Source organism: Micromonospora sp. NPDC050187 (genome assembly GCF_044459745.1).
GTDB lineage: Bacteria > Actinomycetota > Actinomycetes > Mycobacteriales > Micromonosporaceae > Micromonospora.
Genome location: NZ_JBITJH010000007.1, coordinates 245315 through 265263, shown reverse-complemented (window position 1 = coordinate 265263; position 19949 = coordinate 245315). Strand labels below are relative to the sequence as shown.

At 70.6% G+C, this 19949-nt stretch carries 2 protein-coding genes (1 of these 2 cut by a window edge); one reads left to right on the top strand and one right to left on the bottom strand.

All coding sequences use genetic code 11. The features are described from left to right. Positions 1-243: 243 nt before the first annotated feature. Positions 244-1503, top strand: coding sequence for a DUF6357 family protein (locus tag ACIBJE_RS14320; protein ID WP_396748102.1), 1260 nt, complete (start codon positions 244-246; stop codon positions 1501-1503). Between the two features lie 193 nt (positions 1504-1696). Here ACIBJE_RS14320 and ACIBJE_RS14315 read toward each other — a convergent pair whose 3' ends face one another. After that, positions 1697-19949: the final stretch of a toxin glutamine deamidase domain-containing protein gene (locus ACIBJE_RS14315; RefSeq protein WP_396748100.1), read on the bottom strand. The gene runs 26192 nt beyond the window's last position; the window shows 18253 of its 44445 coding nt (coding positions 26193-44445); its start codon lies off the right edge, out of view — the gene reads right to left on this strand; its stop codon occupies positions 1697-1699.

The window sequence follows — 19949 nt, the reverse complement described above, 5'->3', positions numbered from 1 at the left end:
GAGGGAGCCCCATGGCTCGCCCCTACAATTCCGGACCAAAGCAGTTCGTCTTCGCTGTCGGTGATGGCAACGATCAACAAGTCTCGGTAGGCGACCCTCAGGCACGCCGACGCACGTCTCGACGTCGAATGTGCACGGTGGTCGTGAACAGATGGTGCAGGGTGGTCGCGACTTCGCCGTGATATTCGCCGTGGACCCGGAGCGACCATTTCCAGTCGGTGCCGTTCGGGGGAAGCCTGAGCTATGACAGAAATCGTTTTCACGCGGAGCAGCGGCTGGATCCCGAGCGTGATTCGCGAGGACGGCGAGCTGAAGCTGATGCTCGCCGCCGGGGCCGACGCCAACCATGAGCCTCGCACGTTCACGTTCCCGATCGGGGAAGCCCATCTTGCGGTGATCCGGGAGGACCTGCCTAGACACCTGCTGCTGTGGAGTGCGGTCCTTCCGCTGTGCGACGCCGCCGGAACCCGGGGCTGGCTCGACGAGAACGCTGCCGTCGCGCTCCTGGACCCGGTCCTGCTCTCCTCGCCCGTGGACGTCAACGCGCTCTTTCGGCGCATCCGGTGGGACAGGAGCCGGCTCGTCGCCCATGGTGCCGACATCGACCTACTTGAGCGCGGTCAGGTCTGCGAGGCGATGCGCGCGGCGACGGAGGGACCGGACGAGAAACGTGTCCAGGAGTATCACGCGGACCGCCGTCGCACCGAGCGCGGAGTAGTCCTCGGGCCACTCGACGCTGAGATTCTGAGGTACACGGGCCAGTATCTGCATGGCGCGACGGTTCCAAGGCGGATGCCCGACGCCGTCGACCCTGCGCTGCTGCCCCAGGTCATGCGGGTGATCGCCACCGCGGAGCAGGCGTGCGCCGGGATGCGGATCGGTCTCGACCCACGGCGGGGGAACCGGGCCACGGACAAGCGCGACTGGGATCGGGTGGCGGCGACGGTCGACGCGGCTGTGCGCCGCGCGCACCCCGAACTCGTCGACGACGCGGTGCGTACGGTGAGCTTTCTGATGTGCTCAGAGGCTGCGGACCGCTCCAGGAGCACGCCGGTGGACGACGAGGAGGCTGCCGACGACCACGCCGACCTCGGGGCTGGTGCGAAGAAGACGGCCCTGTCGTTCACCGATGACAAGGGTGGCAAGAAGAAGTGGCTACGGGACGGTCCTCGCACCGCCTCTGCCGAGTTCTGGGAGTTCGTCGCCGATCGCTCTGCCGCGGACAACGAAGTGTTCACCATCGAGGACGAGGAGATGGGCGAGGGGATCCAGCTGCACTTCTACGCGGACTCCATCGCACGGATCACGACGGTGCGACACGGGGAAGCCGGGTCAGATCCGCAGTACCAGGTCGAGTACAGCCTGGTCGACGGGATCGGCGGGTACCGGAACTTGGTGAGCGCCTTCGTCCGCGGCGGCTGCGCCGCACTCGAACAGCACGGTCCCTGGATGTCGGACGTCGCCGAGTTCGAGCGCGCGCGTCGTCGGCGCGACGCCCGGTAGTCCCAGAGGGAATCCACGCCCGCGCCGTTCTGCCGGAGATCTCGAGATCCTCGGGTCAGGGCCCTCGGCGCTTCAGGACACTTCGTACAGCCCAGGTCCCTACCGCCGCCAACTTCCGAGCCACCCTCGACCTGGTCGAAACCCTCGACTGGCTACGTGCCGTCCCCGACAACCAAGATCCGCAAGACAGAACCTAACCGGCGGCGGCCATCGGAACCGTCGGCGCCTGCTCGCGCATGACGTAGAGGCCCCGCTCCACGTCGACGAGCAGGGTGCCGTGCGGACCGTAGATGACCGCCGTGACGTCGTAGCGGTACTGGTGGAACATCCGCTTCGCCTCCACGTTGCGCTCGTTCACCTCGCTCATCTCGGCCGCGTGGGCTTTGCCGTCCTCGCGACCGGCACCGAAGCCGTCGCCGTTCCAGCCGAGCTTTTTGATGCCGCCAGTAGGGTCGCCGGTCTGCGGGCCGAACGAGAACTCCCAGCCCGAGGAGGAGTCGCCCTTGTTGATCGGGCCGGCCTCGTTCTGCTGGTACCGCCGGGCCTTCTGCTCGAAAGCCAGCGGCCGGCCGTCCTTGTCGACGTAGAACTCCGCCCGCCGGATGTCCAGCCCGAGGGTGACGCCGGTGCCCGGAACCTGGTAGCGGTGTTCGAGCAGCGGCGTAAGACGTGATCGCAGCATCATCTCGGACGCGTGGTGCGCGATCAGACGGTCGAAGTCGCTGCCCCCGTGCACGCCCGGCACCCGCCAGGCGCCGTCGGCGCCCAGGTCCAGGCCCTGCCGCAGCCGCGGCGGTCGGGTGGTCAGCGCCGCCCAGCGTTCGAACTCCCGGGCCACCCGGTGCAGCCGCCACGGATGGAGGTTGCGGTCACCGGCCAGGTCGTCGTTCAACCGGGGCCGGTGAGGCCGGGGTTCCGCCCACCGAGGTGTCGGCCGGCCTGCGCCGGTCGTGGCCGGCATCGGGACAAGGGCCAGCCCCTGCCCCTGCCAGCTCCCCGGCTGTTCGGCCGCCGGCCGGGTCAGGTAGCGCGGCACGACGAGCCGGACGTCCCCGGCGACCTGGATCTGCTCCTGCCAGCCGATCCCGGGGAGGTTGTCCCAGAGGTCGCGGACCGACCGTTCCAGGCTCGGCTGCCAGAGGCCGGCGAGCCAGGCGCCACCGAACAGCACGTTGCGCACCGAGTCGAGCACGTACGTGACCGCCTGCGGCATCTCCGTGGTCAGCGTCATATCGATGGTGAAGTCCAACGGGTACTCGACCTCGTGCGACTTCTTGGGTCCGGTCCGGAAGATGTCCTTGGACCCGGACTGCGTGCCACGTCCACTGGACTCCGCGCTCTCCCGCCCGTAGTCACCGAGCCCGCCGAGGACGCTGCCCTGATCGTTCCACGCGCCCCGGCCGGAGAGGTTGACGAGCCCACCCCACGACGATCCGGAGGTTTCCGTGTTGGACTGGGCGTCGTGCGTCTCCCCCCGCAGGGTGAGGCTGACCTGCTCTCGCGGGCGGTCGCTCGACTGCCCGGCCGACGGGGTGGCGCTGACCCGTACCCACAGGTATTGCGTGGTGTGGTACGGCGTGGGCACCGGGAACCAGCCGTACACGCCCTGGCCGGAGAGCGGAAGGTACTGCGGCTCCAGGTTCCGGGAGGAGAACCGCTTCACCAGGGCGCGCCGCAGGTGGTCGGGGATACCCCCGCCGGAGGCGAACAGGCCACGCTGCCGCAGCCGTTCCAGGATCGTGTCCAGCACGGCGTTGGCCCGCAAGCGCTCGGGATGCCCCACGGCGGGCAACAGCTCAGGGTCGATGATCTCGCGGGACGGCGGCGGGTCGGGCGGTTGCGGCCGGGGACGGTACAGCCCCAGATCCTCGGCCGCACGATCGGTCGCCAGGAGATCCACCGCGTCGTCGGCGTCCAGGTAGACGGGCGCGGTGGCCGTGGTCTCACCGTCCCTGGTGCGCAGGGCGGTGACCTCGAAGACGACTCGGCCGTGATAGGCGTGGACGACGTCGTTGTAGGTGGCCCGGGTGATGTCGATGGCGCCGTAGTCCCTGCCGTCCGAGCCGCCGAACGACACCCCACCCTCGACGTACAGGCCGCCGCCGAAACGGCCGCGCTCGTGGGCCTTGCCCGCGCCGCCGCTGTCCGATCCGCTCCTCTTCGCCTTGGTCGCGTGGTTGAGGTACTGACCTCCGACGCCGGCCTTGCCGCCGAGGCTGAGTGCGTTGCTCGTTCCGGCGGCATGGCTGATCGCCGACTGCCGGTACTGCTCGAGTTCGACACCGCCCGCGCTGTCGACGCCGTCGCTGCTGTACTGGTACGTCAGGCCCGCCGCGAAGAACCGCTCCCGGATCCGGACGGCCTGCTGGTACCCGTCGTGGGCGGGCAGTTGCAGCTCCCACCCGTGCTCCTCGACCGCCTCCGGGAACCCGGCGGCCAGTTCCGAGCCGGCACCGAGATCGAAGATCGCGTCGGGCCAGTTCATCGGCTCGTCGAACCACTCGTCGGGCAGGTCGTTCACCTGCCGGTACAGCCGCGCCGCAGTGGCGGGCAGCTCGGGAACGTACCGGAAGGCCGCGTACAGGCCGGCGCTGCCCTGGACGTCCAACGGCAGGTGCGGCGGTCGGTCGGCCGGTGCCCACGCGGAGTCGGGTCGCGGGTTCGAGCGGGTCACGCCCGCGCCGTCGAGCTGCGCCAGCGTGACGGCCCGCTCCTCGCCGGTGCGCGGATCACGCGGCACATGCTCGACCGGCACCGCGATGTGGGTCGCCACCTCGGCACCGTGTCCCGCACCGACCAACCAGGTCTCGCGGGGCCCCCAGCCACTGTCCGTCTGCGCGCGGATCACGACCTCGAACGCCGTACGGTAGCGATGGTCGACGACGTCTCCGAGGGTCTCGGTCCGGCGGTACTCCTGCACCACCTGGCTGAGTTCGTGCTCGTTCGACCGAGCGTGCTCCGCCGTGACGCCGAGACGTGGGAAGAACACCCTCCCCTGGTGTTCCGTCCGGTGCCCGTCCCGGTCGGACCGCTGGCCCGTGCCCGCCGGGTTCGACACCCGGCCACCCAACCGGCCGCTGACGCTGCCCTCGGTCGACCGGGAAGCCGACGTGGTGGCTCCGGTCAACGCACGGGCATTGACCGTCATCGGGTACTCCGGGCTGTCCAGCAGTTCCCTCCGGTGCTCGGTCACCAGGATCTGGTACCGCTCTCCGGCGACCCGCACGGTGAACTTCTTCCCGGCCTGCGTCCGCGTCGGATCGGCCTCCATCGCGGCCCGCCCCACCTTCGCCAAAACGGTGCGGCGCGCCACGGCGCCGATGTCGGCGCGCCCCGACTTCTGTCGCAGCACCGACTGCACCAGGTCGGCGACCTGTTCCGCCCCGGGCATGTTCGCCGCGATCCCCAGACCCTGACCACGCCGCATGGCCAGCGCCAGCGGCTCGCGGGGCGCCGGGCCGGCGGGCGGCACGTAGGGCTGCCGCGCCTGCGGCGCCCAGGGCAGCGGCGGCGACAACCGGATGGCGATCTCGTCCGCCGGGGTCGGAGCCGGCGCCGGGGTCGCGGCGGCCGGCGTGATCACCGCCCGTGGCCGCCCCGTGCCCGGCCCACCGAACTCCGGGGTGAAGACGGTTCCGAAGACACTGCGCTCGAACTGCTGGGCCTCGCTCACCGGTACACCCAGCTCCGCGATCACCCGCCGGGTCACCGGTGCCACCGGAGCATCGCCGTGCGTGGTCAACGTCAGGTCGAACGCCACCCGGTAACGCGCCTGGTCCTCCTTGCGGTTCAGCACCGTGTGGTTCAGGGCCTTGCCGCCCACCTCCAGCGCGGACTCGCGTTCGGACTCGCCGCCCAAGCCGAACGAGAAGCCACCGGCCGTCTTCTCGGCGGCCTCCTCCCGGCCACCCGGGTCGGCCGCCGCGTGGGTCAGTCCGAGGAGCACCGCGTCCACGTCGAGGCCGGCGCCGCTGGTGTCCGACACCTCCTCGCCCGAGGTCGCGATCACCCCGAGGTCGTCCCGTACCGTGACGCCCTCGGTGATCCCCACCAGCTGCAACTCCCGCAGGACCGCCTTCGTGTCGACGTAGCCGCGGAACTTCCCGACCGTGAGTCGCTCGTCGATCGTGTCCGTCATGTCCCCGTTCGACAGCAGCCACCGACTGCGATTGCGGGTCGTCCGCTCGTTGAGCAGTTGGCGGGTGACCTTCGCGGCGACGCCCGCTGCGGTGTCGGCCGGCAGGGCAGCCGTCAGTGCCTGGTGCCAGCCGGTCACGAGTGGGGTCAGGTCGATCGCGTTGAGCACGTCCCGGGCCTGCGACGTCGACCGTGCCGGTGGCCCGGGTGGCGACGGCGCGAGCGGGGCCGCCGGGTTCGGCGCGGCGCTGCCGTCGGCGTACAGGGTGGGCAGGGAGATGTCGAGGAGGCCGGTCTCGGCCGGCACCGACGCCCGTCCCCACTCGACGCCGTTCACGAAGACCTGGAAGGACACTCCGCTGGTGAACGACGTCGACTGGGTCACGTACATCTTCCGGCCCCAGATGACCCGGGTCTCCCGGGACATCGCGTGCTGGCGCTCGCTCTTGATCGACACAGACGGGAGGTTCGCGATCAACCTGGACGCGTGCCCGGTCGAGATGTCGAAGGTCTCCTCCAGCCCACCGTCGGTCTTCCGTCCGCTGGACACGGACGTGCCGTCGCCGACCTTGGTCGAGCCGAACGAGACTCCGTACACCCGCGTGCCTCCGGCATCCCCTGCGGGCGACGGTCGCGGACCGTACGGCACGGGACGGATCCACACCAGCCGGCCGCCGGCGCTGAGGGTCTCCCCGGAGTACAGCACCTGCTCCCAGCGCTCCCGGTGTTCCTCGACCGCGCGGGAGTCCGCCGGATCCGGTGCCGTCAGCAGCGCGTGCAGCGCCGCCGACACCCGTGCGTGGATGGCTGCGGTGCCCAGGTCCAGCCAGTCGGTCGCGCCCAACTCGATGTCGTCGGCGGCCCCGGTCGGCCACCCGGACGGCAAGTCGTCCATCAACTGCGCGACGGTCTCCGTCACCTGCTGCGGCGTCAGGTGCCGCACCGCCGAGACACTCAGCTCACCGAGGGCACCGGCGGCGAAATACCACGGCGCCGCCGGCTCGACGTCCCTGGCCGTTCCCGTGACCGCAGCCCGAGCCGCGTCGCCCCGGTCCCGCTCCCCGACCGCACGCTCCCAGGCCGTACGCGCGTCGGACGCCGCGTTCCGGGCCCGGTCGAGCTGCGCCTGGTGGCGGTCGACGTTCTGCTGCAACCGGGTGCGTTCCGCCGTACGCGCCGCCGCGTCGACCGCGTCCCTCAGCTCGGCCTCACGCCACGTCTCCGCCCGGCGCTCCGCGTCGTCGGCGTGCTCCCGCTCCGCCTCGACGCGCTCGCGTTCCTCCTCGGCCGCACGCAGGTCGGCCCGCTGCCACTCGTCCTCCTGCCGCCGCGCGTCCTCGTCGGCCCGGACCCGTTCGGCCTCCGCCAGTTCGGCCTCCCGCCGGCCCTCCGCCCACTGCCGCTGCGCCTGCTCGGCCAACTCGTCGTCGGCGCGCTGCTGGTCCTGCCAGGTCCTCGCTGCGGCCTCGGCCAGTTCGCGCTCCCGCGCGCGCCACTGCGCTGCCGTGGCGGCGACCTGCCGCTGCTGCGCACGCTCCGCCGCCAGGTGCTGCTGCCCGGGGTCCTGGTCCGCCACCTGTCGACGCGTCTCCTCCTCCGCAGCCCGTGCCTCCTGCTCCTGGCGTCGTTGCTCCTGCCGGTCGGCCTCCGCCTGCGCGGCATCGCGGAGCGCCTTCCGGGCCGCCAGCGCCCGCTGTACGCCCTGCCACGTGTCCCACCGGGCCTGCTCGTCCCGCCGGGCCTGCTCGCGTGCCGCCGCCCGCTCGCGTGCCTCCTGACCCGCCACCAGGCGCTGGGCCGCCCGGGTGGCCGCCTCCTGCCGGGCCACCTCCCGCTCACCGGCCCACTGGGCCGCGAGCTGCTCGGCAGCCACCTGCGCCGCGTTCCGCTCCCGGAATCGCTCCGCCGCCCGGTCCGCCGCCGCTGCCGCGCCGGCCTGCACCGCCTGCATGCCGTCCGTCCACTGCTGTGCCGCCGTCCGCCAGTCCGCCTCCCGGACGGCGGCGTCCTGCTCCAGCGCCTGCCGCGTCCGGTCCGCCGCCCGCACGGCCCGCTCCAGCAGCTGTCGTGTCGCGCCGCGCTGCCGTTCCAGCTCCGCGACCCGGTCCTGGGCCCGGGTGAGCCGTTCCCACGCCGTACGCTCCGCCGCTTGCCCCGCAGCACCGCTGGCCGGCGTCGCATCGGCGTTGGTCGGCGCGACATCACCGCTGGCCGGCGTCTCATCGGTGGTCGGGGTCTGGGACCAGGCCGTCGACCTGTACGCCGCCCTCGACGATGTCGCGGGCACCGGCGGCACGGCCGCGCGGGCCTCGACCTGACGCGCCACGGCCTCCCGCGCCGATGACAGCTCGCTCCGCGCTGCGGCGAGGTCGGTCTCGACGGCAGTGGTCCTGTCCCGGATGCCGGTCAGTTCCCGGGTCAGCCGTTCGACCTCCGGCGTGCTCCCGGCCGACATCGCCGCCACGTCGCCACCCTCGAGGATGCCTGCCGCCGTGGAAGGCGCGGGGGCGCTCTCCCCGCCGGCACCGGCCAGATCCTCCCCTGCCGGAACCGTCGCGGTCGCGTCGTCCCCCGCCGTCGAGGGCGCCCGTGGCACACCCACCCCGTCGGTCGTCGCCACGAACCGCACCCGGCCGGGTCGGGCGGGCCCCCGGGCCAGCCCACCCTCCTGACCGTCCAGGAACACCACCTTCCCGTCGTCGGTCCGCACCACGTTGACCGCGTGTGAGATCCGGTCACCCTCACCCGTCACCACCACCACACCACGGGCCCCCGGCGCCGCGGCTTTCATCACCTCCACCACCGCCGCGTAGTCGGCCGCCTCCACCAACGGCCGATCCGCGTACCGCTCCAGCCATGCCACCGGGCTGGCCTTCTCCGGCGGCACCTGGTGCCCGACCCCATCAGCCAACGACAGGTCGGTGCCGATCGCCGCCAACACGCAGTTCGTCTCGAAGTCCCCACCACGGTGCGGATTCACCCCACGCAGCCACGGGAACCGACTCAACGCCTCGGCCTGCGACAACCCACCCGGCAGCAACTCGTCTTCCGTCGCCCGGCCGGCCAACCCGGCGGACGCCGGACGCGGGGACGGGACATGGACGACGACGTCGGCCCGGCGGAGGTCGTCGGCCGCCGTGACTCCGTCAGAGACGGTGTCGCCCAGGTCACGACCTTGAGAGTCCGAGGTGAGCACGATGTCGGCCGCCGTCACGTCCTGCCCGCCATCGAGCAGCGTGCTCAGGTCCTGGGCCAGGTGCCGACTGAGGACGTCGCTGACGCTGTTTGCCCGTTCCCGCCCGGTGGCCACCGCGCTACCGGGCCACAGGCGGGTGCCGTTGCCGTATCCGGTGACACCGATAGTGGGCATGGGAAGGCCGTTGTCGTGCCGCCATACCGCGATCTTGCTGGTCTGCCGCGAGACCGAGCGCAGCTTGTTGAGTTCGACAGGTCCCGGAGTCTTGGACCCTGGATCGAAGCTGATCCGCATCGGATCGGGAACGGTGGAGCCGCCGACGACGACTGTGGTGAGTGGGTTGGGCAGCGGAACCGGCACGGCGGCGTCGTAGAGCACCGCCCTCTGCTCGTGGAAGGTCTCGCCGGGGCGCTGGCTGAACATCTTGAAATGCCACATGTCGCTCGCCCGCGGCAGATCCATCAACTTCGCCATCGCGGCGCGAGCGGACTGCCACGCCACCGCATCAGACCTGGCCGCCTCGGTTCCCGAATTCTCGACGATGGAGAGTGCCTCCGCCAGGTCCAATCTGCGTTGCAGCGCGTCGACGACCTGGGGGTCGCCGCCACCATCCGCCACCGCCTGCTCAAGCGTCGCCTTGACGGTGTCGAACCGACCGCGATACGCGGCCAGTGTTCGTTCGATCGCCTCGTCGACGGCACGTCTGCGCCCACCGAGACGCGCGTAGTTCTCCAAGGTGATCTGGGTCTTTCCGTCGGCGCTCTGCGCGACGACCGCAGCGAAGTGGTAGCCGTAGGCGTTGGCGACCGTACCGCCACGGGCGAAGTCCGTCGTCATCGATGCTTCGCCGTCGGCACCCTGAGACATGATGGTGCTGGTGGCGTAGGCTTCGCCGATCCTGGGCCAGGCATGTTCGTTGATGCCGATCCGCCTCGCGACCTGGCTGAGTCGCGCGTGCTCGGCGCGGCTCCCCCAATCGTTCCGGAGCGCGGCACCGTACGCGGCACCGGGAAGTGGAGGTTGTGTGACGCCGCCGGTCAACCGCCGGTCGGCCGCGATCGTGGCCGCCGCCCATCCCGGGTCGACGGCGGCGAGGGGGAGGTCGCCGGCAGCGACGGCAGCCACCCCCTCGGCGAGATGATGCACACCCAGCAACTCGCTCCCGTTCCCGGCGTCGGTCTCCGCCAGGAGGGTCTGGCCCTCGGCTCGAAAGACCACCCCGTCGGGTACGCCACCGAGGACGACGCCCGCGAACTCGACGCAGACGTCCGGCGGGGGGTTGTCGAAGTCCGCGCTCACCTTGCGGAGCGTCACCTGTCGGCCACCGTGGTCGACAGTGACGGTGACGGCACTGTCCACCGTCAGCCTGACGTTGGCCCCGGCCCTGGCCAGCCCGCGTCGTGCCGCGTCGATGACCTCATCGGTCGCGTAGAACTCCGTCGCCTCGGTCACCGGGCGGACGCCGGTGACCGAGGCGGTGCCGTTGATGGCGAGCGTGCCGTCGTCGGACAGCCGCAGCGGTGGATGCCTGTGGGCGACCACCTGTTGTGCCGGAACGTGCGCGGGAAAGTCCGCCTCGGTGGGCCGGCTGTCCGGGCTCGTGCTGACGACGCTCAGCCGCTGGTACGACCGCGACGGAGCCCTGACCTGCCCCGCGCTCGGGCCACCGGCGGATGCCTCGAGCTGGTACGCGCTCGTCGTTCTGGGCCTCGGCCGGGGGTGCGGCAAGGGTGTTCTCGTCAGCCGCGGCCGTTCGACCTTCGGCGTGTTTCCGGTCGGCGTCGCGTCCGCCGTCGCGGCTGACGTGGCACCGCCACCTCCGAACGTGGCGGCCCGACCCTCGGCGTCGACCGGACTGCCGGGGTCGGCCGGCGGGGGCCATTCCTCCGGTACGGCATCCAGCCTGGGCGAGTAGTCGGATTCGAGCGGGCTCGGATTCGGGTCCTCCGGAAACGGGCCGGGCTCGGCGTCGGTCGGGTCCAGCGCGGTGTTGCGCCGGGTCGGGGGCACGAGAATGCTGGCGATCGAGCCGGACAGGCTGCCAGCCGTGCCTGTGTTGGCCCGCGAGAGGCCGGTGGTGAGATCGACGAACGAGGATCCACTATCCGAGGTCTCCTGGTTGTTCTGCGCGTACTCGAGTACGGCCAGCATCTGGTCCAGTTGGGCCAACGGGTTGTCGGCGGTCTGGCTCTCCAGCGCCATCGACCATTTTCTGGTGAGGCTCTCCGGGCTCTCGTCGACCGCGGGTTGGTTCGCGTCCGACACCACGAAGATGTATTTGCTGTCCTTCCGTTCGATCGGCGGAAGCTCGGGAAGCGAGTCCTGCAGACCGATCCGGTTGTACTCCTCCCGGCGGTAGGTGAGCTGCTCGTAGAGCTGTTGCTGGCGCATGTCGAACGTCTTCGAGGTCTTGCCCTTCTCGAGCTTCGGAACCCGCTCGTTGTAGGACCCCTGGGAACGGACGACGTACTCACCCGCCTTCTCAAGCTTGTTTTCGGCGACGAACTCCCAGGCGACGACCCGAAGGCCCTCGATCTCGCGCCGGTCGACCTTCTCGAAGAGGATCTTCGCCTCGGTGTTGTGCAGGACGCTCGGTACCATCACCCCCCGGTACACGTGGGCGTCGATCATCCCGTCGGTGACTGCCACGAGCTGGTGGGAGAACTGTTCCCACATCCGGTTGAAGCCGGGCGGGTAGTTAAAGAAGCTGCCGGTGCCGAGCATGATGTTGTCGAAGATCTGCCCACCGGGCGTCGCCTCCAGCATCCGGTTGCCGCTCTGCTCGGTAATCCGTTCGGCGACGGCGGGGCCGATCTTGCCCCAGAGGGCGAGCTTCGACCGGAACTGCTGGACGGCTTCCCGGAACTGGTCGTCGAAGTCGCTGTCGTGCTGGTGGTTGAACCACCACTTGGCCGGGGCGGAGAAAGCGTGGTTGTCCGCCATCAACTGCGCGAACGGGGCGACCCGGTCAGAGCCGAACTGCTTGACGACCTCGGCGTCGATCTCGTCGTTGGTCCGGCCCTCAGCCTTCAGCCGGAGCTCGAGCTTCATCTGTTTCTTGAAGTCCTCGTAGGCGGCTCTCAGTTCGGGGTTGTTCCACAGCTTGTCGTAGCGGGACATGCGGTACTCGATCTTGTGCCAGTCGTCCTTGGCCTTCCGGAAGTCGATCGTCGAGCCGGGGAGGTCCTCGGACGAGGAACTCTCCGGCGAGGGGATCTGACCGGGGGAATGCGGCGACGCATGGGCAGCTTCGTCCATCCCGGCCAGATCCGCATGCCCCTGGACGGTCACGGTCGCGGCGTCTGCCACCCCCGCCGGCGGGCGCGGGATACCCACACCGTCGGTGGTCGCCACGAACCGCAACCGGCCAGGCTCCACCGGCCCCCGCGCCAGCCCACCAAGCTGACCGTCGAGGAACACCACCTTCCCGTCATAGGTACGCACCACGTTCACCGCATGGGAAACCTCGTCACCCACACCCGTCGTCACCAACACACCCCGGGCACCCGGCTCCGCCCCGGCCATCACCTCCACCACCGCGTCGTAATCGGCCACCTCCACCAACGGCCGACCCGCATACCGCTGCAACCACCCCACCGGCGACGGCACCTCCGGCGGCACCTGCCAACCCACCCCATCCGCCAACGACATGTCCGTACCGACCGCCGCCAACACACAGTTCGTCGCGAACTGCTCCCCCCGACCCCGGTACGGATTCACCCCACCCAGCCACGGGAACCAAACCGACACCTCATCCGGCGACAACTGACTCGGCAGCAGCACATCCCCACGTCCCGCCGCACCAGCCACATCCGCCGAAGAATCCGACCCGCCCGCCTCGGAGTCGTTCCCCCCATCAACCGGCCCATCCGGCACGCCGGGCAACCCCGCCGGCCCGCCAGCATCATCGGGCAGGGACCACAACCGCACCGTGTGGTCGTCACCGGCGGAGACCACCACCCGTCGGCCCGACTCGCCCTGCAACGACGTCACCATCCGCACCCTGCCGGTGTGGCCCTCCAACGTCCGGAGCAGCGCACCGCTGTCCGCGTTCCAGACCCGCACCGTCCCGTGTGCATCGGCGGTGGCCAACCGCCGCTCCGACCCCGCCTGCCACGACGTCACGGCCACCGCCCCGCCGGTGTGGCCTTCCAACGTCAGGAGGGGCGCACCGGTGACCGCGTTCCAGACCCGCACCGTCCCGTCCTCACTGGCAGAGGCCAACCGCCGCTCCGGCCCCGCCTGCCACGACGCCATTGCCACCACAGCGCCGGCGTGGCCCCGCAACGTCAGGAGCGGCGCGCCGGTGACCGCGTCCCAGACCCGCACCGTCCCGTCCCAACTGGCGGAAGCCAACCGCCGGTCCGGCCCCGCCTGCCACGACGCCATTGCCACCACACCGCCGGCGTGGCCCCGCAACGTCAGGAGCCGCGCACCGCTGGCCACGTCCCAGACGAACACCGTCCCGTCCGCCCAGTCGGCGGAGGCCAACCGCCGGTCCGCCCCCGCCTGCCACGACGCCACCGCCCCGACACCGCCGGTGTGGCCCCCCAACGTCAGGAGCCGCGCACCGGTGACCGCGTCCCAGACGAACACCGTCCCGTCGTCGCTGGCGGAGGCCACCCGTGGGCCCGGCTCCCCCGGCCACGACGTCACCGCCCACACCGGGCCGGTGTGGCCCCGCAACGTCAGGAGCCGCGCACCGGTGACCGCGTCCCAGACGAACACCGCCCCTTGCATGTCGGCGGTGGCCACCCGCCGGTCCGGCCCCGCCTGCCACGACTCCACCGCCACCACCCCGTCGGTGTGGCCCCGCAACGTCCGGAGCGGCGCACCGGTGAGCGCGTCCCAGATCCGTACCGTTCCGTCGTCGCTGGCGGAGGCGACCTGTGGGCCCGGCTCCCCCGGCCACGACGTCACCGCCCACACCGCGCCGGTGTGACCCTCCAACGTCCGGAGCTCCACACCGTCGATGACGTCCACCGAAGATGTGTCAGGCGCCTGTCCGAGGTGCTGGTCCAGCTCTGCGGCCGCTGTCTCGACCTGACCGACCCGGTCCCCCAGCCCCCCGAGCTCGGTCGCGGGCAACGATTCCACGTAGGCGTCCACGGTGCGGTGCATCCGCGCCCGGCTGAGACCCTGCATCGCATGGAGGTACCGGTCGGACAGCCCCGCCAGGGCGGACCGCGCCGGGCTGTCGTCCTGACCGGGGGCGGTCATCCGCCGCAACTCCCGGTCAGCGGCGTCCATCCGCCTCGCGTGGCCGTCGGCAAGATCTCGCCACCGCCCGATCAAATCCGCACGCACAGCGGCGACCCCACCGTCGGAAACGGGCACCGCCTGCTCACCCGACCCGGCTGCACCGTCCCGGGCCTGCCCCGGCAGCGCCGCCGCCAGCAACGGCGAGATCTGCTCCTCCAACCACTGCCGCGCCAGGCCGAACGCGCTGACCGCGGAGAACAACTCCGCCCGCCACTGCTCGGACACCTCCGGCACCCGCCCCACCACACGCAGGTGGGGCAGCGGCGGCGACACCCCAAGGGCCGCCCGCAGCTCGGAAACCTGCGCTACCGCACCCTCCGCCGACCACAACGACGCCACATCCTGGCCATGATCCGCCAGGAACCGGTCGAAGTCCGCCAATCCCAGATCCCGCACAGCGGACAGATCGACAATCCACCGACCGTTTTCGCTCTGGACCCCCTCCGGCAGGTTCTCGCGGGGGTTTACAGGTCTTTCGGTCACCACCGGCTGGCCCGGTGCCGTGTAGAAGACCCAGGCACCCAGATACACCGCCCGCAACACCTCCGAGGCGGCGTCCGGCACCCCCCAGTCCGCCCGGACCGCCGACACCGGAGCCACCACCGTCTCCCACACCCGGTCGATCTCCTCCTCGACCCGTTCCACCACCTCCTCGGCCACCACGTCGTCAGTCGCCACCAACGCCGCCGCCAGCCGCCGGTTGCGCTCGTCGCCGGCCCACCTCTCCAGCCGCAGATCAGGCCGATCCGTCCCCACCGGGAGCGCACCCTCACCCGTCCACCCGCGCGTGAGCCCGACCAGCCGCTCACCCAACGCCACCAACTGGTCCACCCGCTCACCCATCCGACGCTGCCCGTCCACAGCCGCCGGACCACCCACCACATCGGGAAGCGCCGCCCGCAACTCCCCGGCCCAACCGACCCGACCCAGAGCCGGCGCCCCCACCGCCTCCGCGGCGCCCTCCACCTCGGCCAACACGCGGGTCCACCCCTCCGCCTCGACCAGATCCCGCGCCTCCCGAAGGCCCCCACCCGCCGGCTCGCCGGTGGCCAACTCCTCCATCCGCACCGGCCACAGGTCATCCTCGGCCGCATGCGTCAACACCACCGTCGACGTCCACCCACCGAACCCGTGCACCACCACATACACCGGCTCCCGCAACCCCGACGCCGCCGGCGGCAACGCGCCATTAAGGAAGTCGAACAAAGACGGCACGACCGCCTTGGGATCGCCCGGATACGGCCCCGGCACACCCACCACCAATACCCGCGCGCCATCCGGCACCCACCCAGCCGGCCCCACATCCGGCACCCCCGCCAGACTCTCTCCCACACTCGCCGCCGCGATCTCCCCCGCGAGCAACTCCGCCTGCCGCAACTGCGTCACCCGCAAACCACGCTCCGACGGCACATCCGGGAGGAACACCCAGTCCCGGAAATGCGAGAACGCCCGCTGCCTCAACCGCGCCCAATGCAGATCGAAAGGCAGGAGGTACGGCCCATGGTGAACGGGCAATCCAGCCAGCCTCCGCCGGCCCCGATAATCAAGGTCAACGTCCTCGTTGATCGGACGCGCCTGGACCTCCCGCAACAACGCCGGGAACGTCTCCCGACCCGAGAAATCGACAGCGACCAGACCGGGCGGGAGCACCCCCGCGCCCACGTCCGCCACGTGCCGCCCGAGGATCGCCACCGCCCCCGACTCGTCACGCGCTGCCCGCAACGCCGCGACCTCGACCAACGTCCGTGGCTGCACCACAGGAACACCGGACGGGTCAGCGCTGTACGGCGACAGCTCGATCACCGCCGCCTCCGGCACCTCCACGCCCAACGCACCGTCAATCAACCGCTCCGCCAGAGCCAGCACGTCCTCATGCCCACGGTCCTCGAACGCCAACACCACCCGCCAGACCGCATCATCCGCAGGCCGATCCTGCCCCGTCCTCGCCGCCCACGCCTCGGCGTCCGTCACCGCCTGCTCCCGCGCCACCGCAGCGAGACGCTCCACATCAATCCCGGCGCTCACGCCCTCCGGATACACCACGACCGACCCACGACCCGACTCTGTCCGGAACCGTTCCCCCGACACCAGCGGCAACCCCGCCGGCCAGGCAACTCCGTCCGACAGGGACCACAACCGCACCGCCCGCCTCTGGCCGACAGCCAACAGCCACCGGCCCGGCCCCTCCGGCAACAGCGTCAACGCCTCCACGCCGTCATGGCCCTCCAACGTCTGGAGCACCACCCCGCGGTCCACGTCCCAGACCCGCACCCTCCCGGCCACGTCGCCAGCAGCCAACCGCCGCCAGCCCGACTCGTCCTGCCACGACGTCAACACCCGCACCAAGCCGTCGCTGCCCTCGAACGTCTGGAGCACCACACCGTTGTCCGCGTCCCAGACCCGCACTGTTCCGGCCGCGTCGGCGGAGACCACCCGCGAGCCCGCCCCCACCTGCCACGACGTCAACGCCACCACCGCGCCGTCGTGGCCCTCCAACTCCCGGAGCACCACACCGTTGTCCACGTCCCAGACCCGCACCGCCCCGGCCACATCGGCGGAGACCACCCGCCGACCCGCCCCCGCCGGCCACGACGTCAACGCCACCACCGCGCCGTCGTGGCCCTCCAACTCCCGGAGCAGCACACCGTTGTCCACGTCCCAGACCCGCACCGCCCCGGCCACATCGGCGGAGACCACCCGCGAGCCCGCCCCCACCTGCCACGACGTCAACGCCACCACCGCGCCGGTGTGACCCTCCAACTCCCGGAGCACCACACCGTTGTCCACGTCCCAGACCCGCACCGCCCCGGCCACATCGGCGGAGGCCACCCGCCGACCCGCCCCCGCCGGCCACGATGTCAACACCCCGGAGTAGTGGCCCTCCAACCTCCGGAGCACCACCTCACCGTCCACGTCCCAGATTCGCACCGCCCCGGCCACGTCGACGGAGGCCACCCGCGGGCCCTCCACCGCCTGCCACGACGTCACCGCCAACACCTCGCCCAAGTGGCCGACCAGCGGACCCCGCCTATCCGGCACGGCGGACAGGCGGGCGGTGGGAAGGTGCAGTGCGACGGGCCGGTCGTGCCAGGGTGCGACACCGCCGTTCTCGTGCGGTCCGGGCCCGGCCGGGGCCACCGTGACGTTGACGGAGAACGCCTCGGAGAGCAGGTGTGGTAGCGCCCCCGTGAGGCGGGGAACGGACGTCCCCCGCGCATCGAGGGCCTGCCGCAACAACGTCCTGTCGTCCGGGGACAGGCCGGCCCTTCCCTCGTCGAGGACGCTGGTCCTGTCGACGAAGTGGTCGAACGAGTCGCGCAGGTGGTCGCGGACGGCGTCCGGTGTCCGCTCCCCCAGCGACGCCGCGACCTCATCCCCCGTCCGGTCGAGGAACTGCGTGAACAGCCGATCCCACACATCCGACTGCAGCAGCCCGGCCGGCCGGGACGGCAACGGCACAGGAACCGGAACGGCAGCGTTGTGATGGTCGCGGGTAGCCTCCATCCCGGCCAGGTCCGCATGCTCCGGGACGGTGGTGGTCGCGGCGTCCGCCATCCCCGCTGGCGGGCGTGGGGTACCCACACCGTCGGTGGTCGCCACGAACCGCAACCGGCCAGGCTCCACCGGCCCCCGCGCCAGCTCACCCCGCTGACCGTCGAGGAAAACCACCCTCCCGTCATAGGCGCGCACCACGTTCACGGCATGCGAAACCGTGTCGCCCACACCGGTCATCACCAACACACCCCGGGCACCCGGCTCCGCCCCCGCCATCACCTCCACCACCGCGTCGTAATCAGCCACCTCCACCAACGGCCGACCCTCCGCGTACCGCTGCAACCACACCACCGGCGACGGCACCTCCGGTGGCACCTGCCAACCCACCCCACCCGCCAACGACATGTCAGTACCGACCGCCGCCAACACACAATTCGTGTCGAAACCCTCCCCCCGGCCCCGGTACGGGTTCACCTCACCCAGCCACGGGAACCAGACCGACACCTCAGCCGGCGACAACTGACTCGGAAGCACCACATCCCCACGCACCGACCCACCAGCCACATCCGGTGGGGGTGGCGGCTGGTGTGGCGCGGTCGCCGGGCCGGGCAGCGACGATCCATCCTGGACGCGCGGACGCTTCGGGGCCCGCCGAGATCCCGACTCGGCGCGCTCTCTGCGCCGGTCGAGCAACGTCTGCCGGTCTTCGAGCTGCTTCATGAGAGCGTCGTAATCCGCCGCATCCCTGACGAAGAGCCGGAAGACGTATTCGGGTTCGGACGCCGGCGCGTTCGGTTCAGGGACCAACGGCGCCCTGACCACGACGACAACCTCTTTGACGCTCTCGACAACGTCATCCTTGCCGACCGGCCGGAGCCGCTCCCCCACCTCCAGGGTGACCGGCGTCCCGGGAGCGAGATTCACCTGCCGCCCATCTGACGTCCTGGCCCAGGTTCCGCCGCCGAGAGAAAAACCCAGAGGACCAGGCAATCGACTGTGCGAGCCAATTGTGTCAGCGAAGGACTTCACCCGGGAGATGCTCCACCAATGAACTTCTCTTTCCCACAACGCCGTTTTGCGCAGCAACTCGATGTCGTCGATGGTGGGCGCAGGATTGACCAGTTGCAGATACAGGTCCCGCCCGACCCCGCTCTTCTCAGCCGGCATCACCACGACCGCGATGGGTCGACCATCCGGACCATACCCGAGTCGAAGAATGGCCTCCTTCATGTTCCTCGGGATGACAAACGGACTTCCGTCGGCCACTTTGACGACCGGGATCCGGACTCTCTGGAGTTTATCGCCCTCCGATCCCTTGCCGAAGGAGCGGGTCAATAGCCCCGTTTTCGGGTCCAAGCCCGCCGTAATGTGAAAGAGGGAGCTGACCGACGGCTCGTCGAGTTGCCACACATGGCCGGGTGCCCTGCCTCTCAGTTCAACCAGCTCGGTGTCAGAGAATTTGCGCTCGATCTCCCGGTAGGCAAACTTCTCGGCGCCGTCGGCCAGGTACGGGATCTTGACGATGCCGACACCCACCCCGTTGACCGACCCGAAGTCGACAGCGACCATGTCGCCCGGTAGGACCACGTGGTCGACACGAGTGAGTTGCACGTCCTTTCCGCCCAGCCGGGAGCGCAATTCCGCGTGCGCGCCACTGTTGGCTTTGACGGTGGCGCCGATACGGAGGGTGAACGGGTCTTTGAGTTCCCATCGGTAGTCACCTGCCCAGGCGTCGTCGCTGCTGAGGCCGGTGAAGTATCGGTGGTATGCGTCAAGTTCTTCGGCTTTGCGGCGAGGAGAAAAGGGGCGCTTACCGATGGCCGCGAGGTCGCGGTCGAGTTTGTATCGCAGGAGGGACCGGTGAGGCCCGGGAGAATTCTCTTCCGCCGTGTCGATCCTGTCCTTCAACAGACCGAGCGCCCCGCTGAAAAGGCTGCCCCATCGCGACCGTGCGTGGTCGGGCCACTTCCTCCGGTAGCCGCTGGCGATGCGGGCGAGGATGTCGGCCGAGTCACGAGGTCTGAGGACGATGTAACCACCCTTCCACCACACGACGGGGCGTGGGAGGGCACCGTTATCGGACGGCGGGCCGATGTCGTCGTACGGGTCGCCGAACGGATGGTGGACCCGCATCTGCTGGTCCAACCCCATGGCCAGCAGATGGAGAGCGACATGGGTGACTTCGTAACCCACGGATCGGGGGTTTGCCATCTTGTCGATCCAGATCCGGTGCAGGGCGTCTCGTTGCTGCTCGGACATGTTCTCCGGATCCGGATACGGAAGAATCTCCCTGAGCCTCGGCGATCCGCCCGGGGCGAGTTCCTTGGCCAGTTGGCGGGCCAGCCATCCGCTCAAT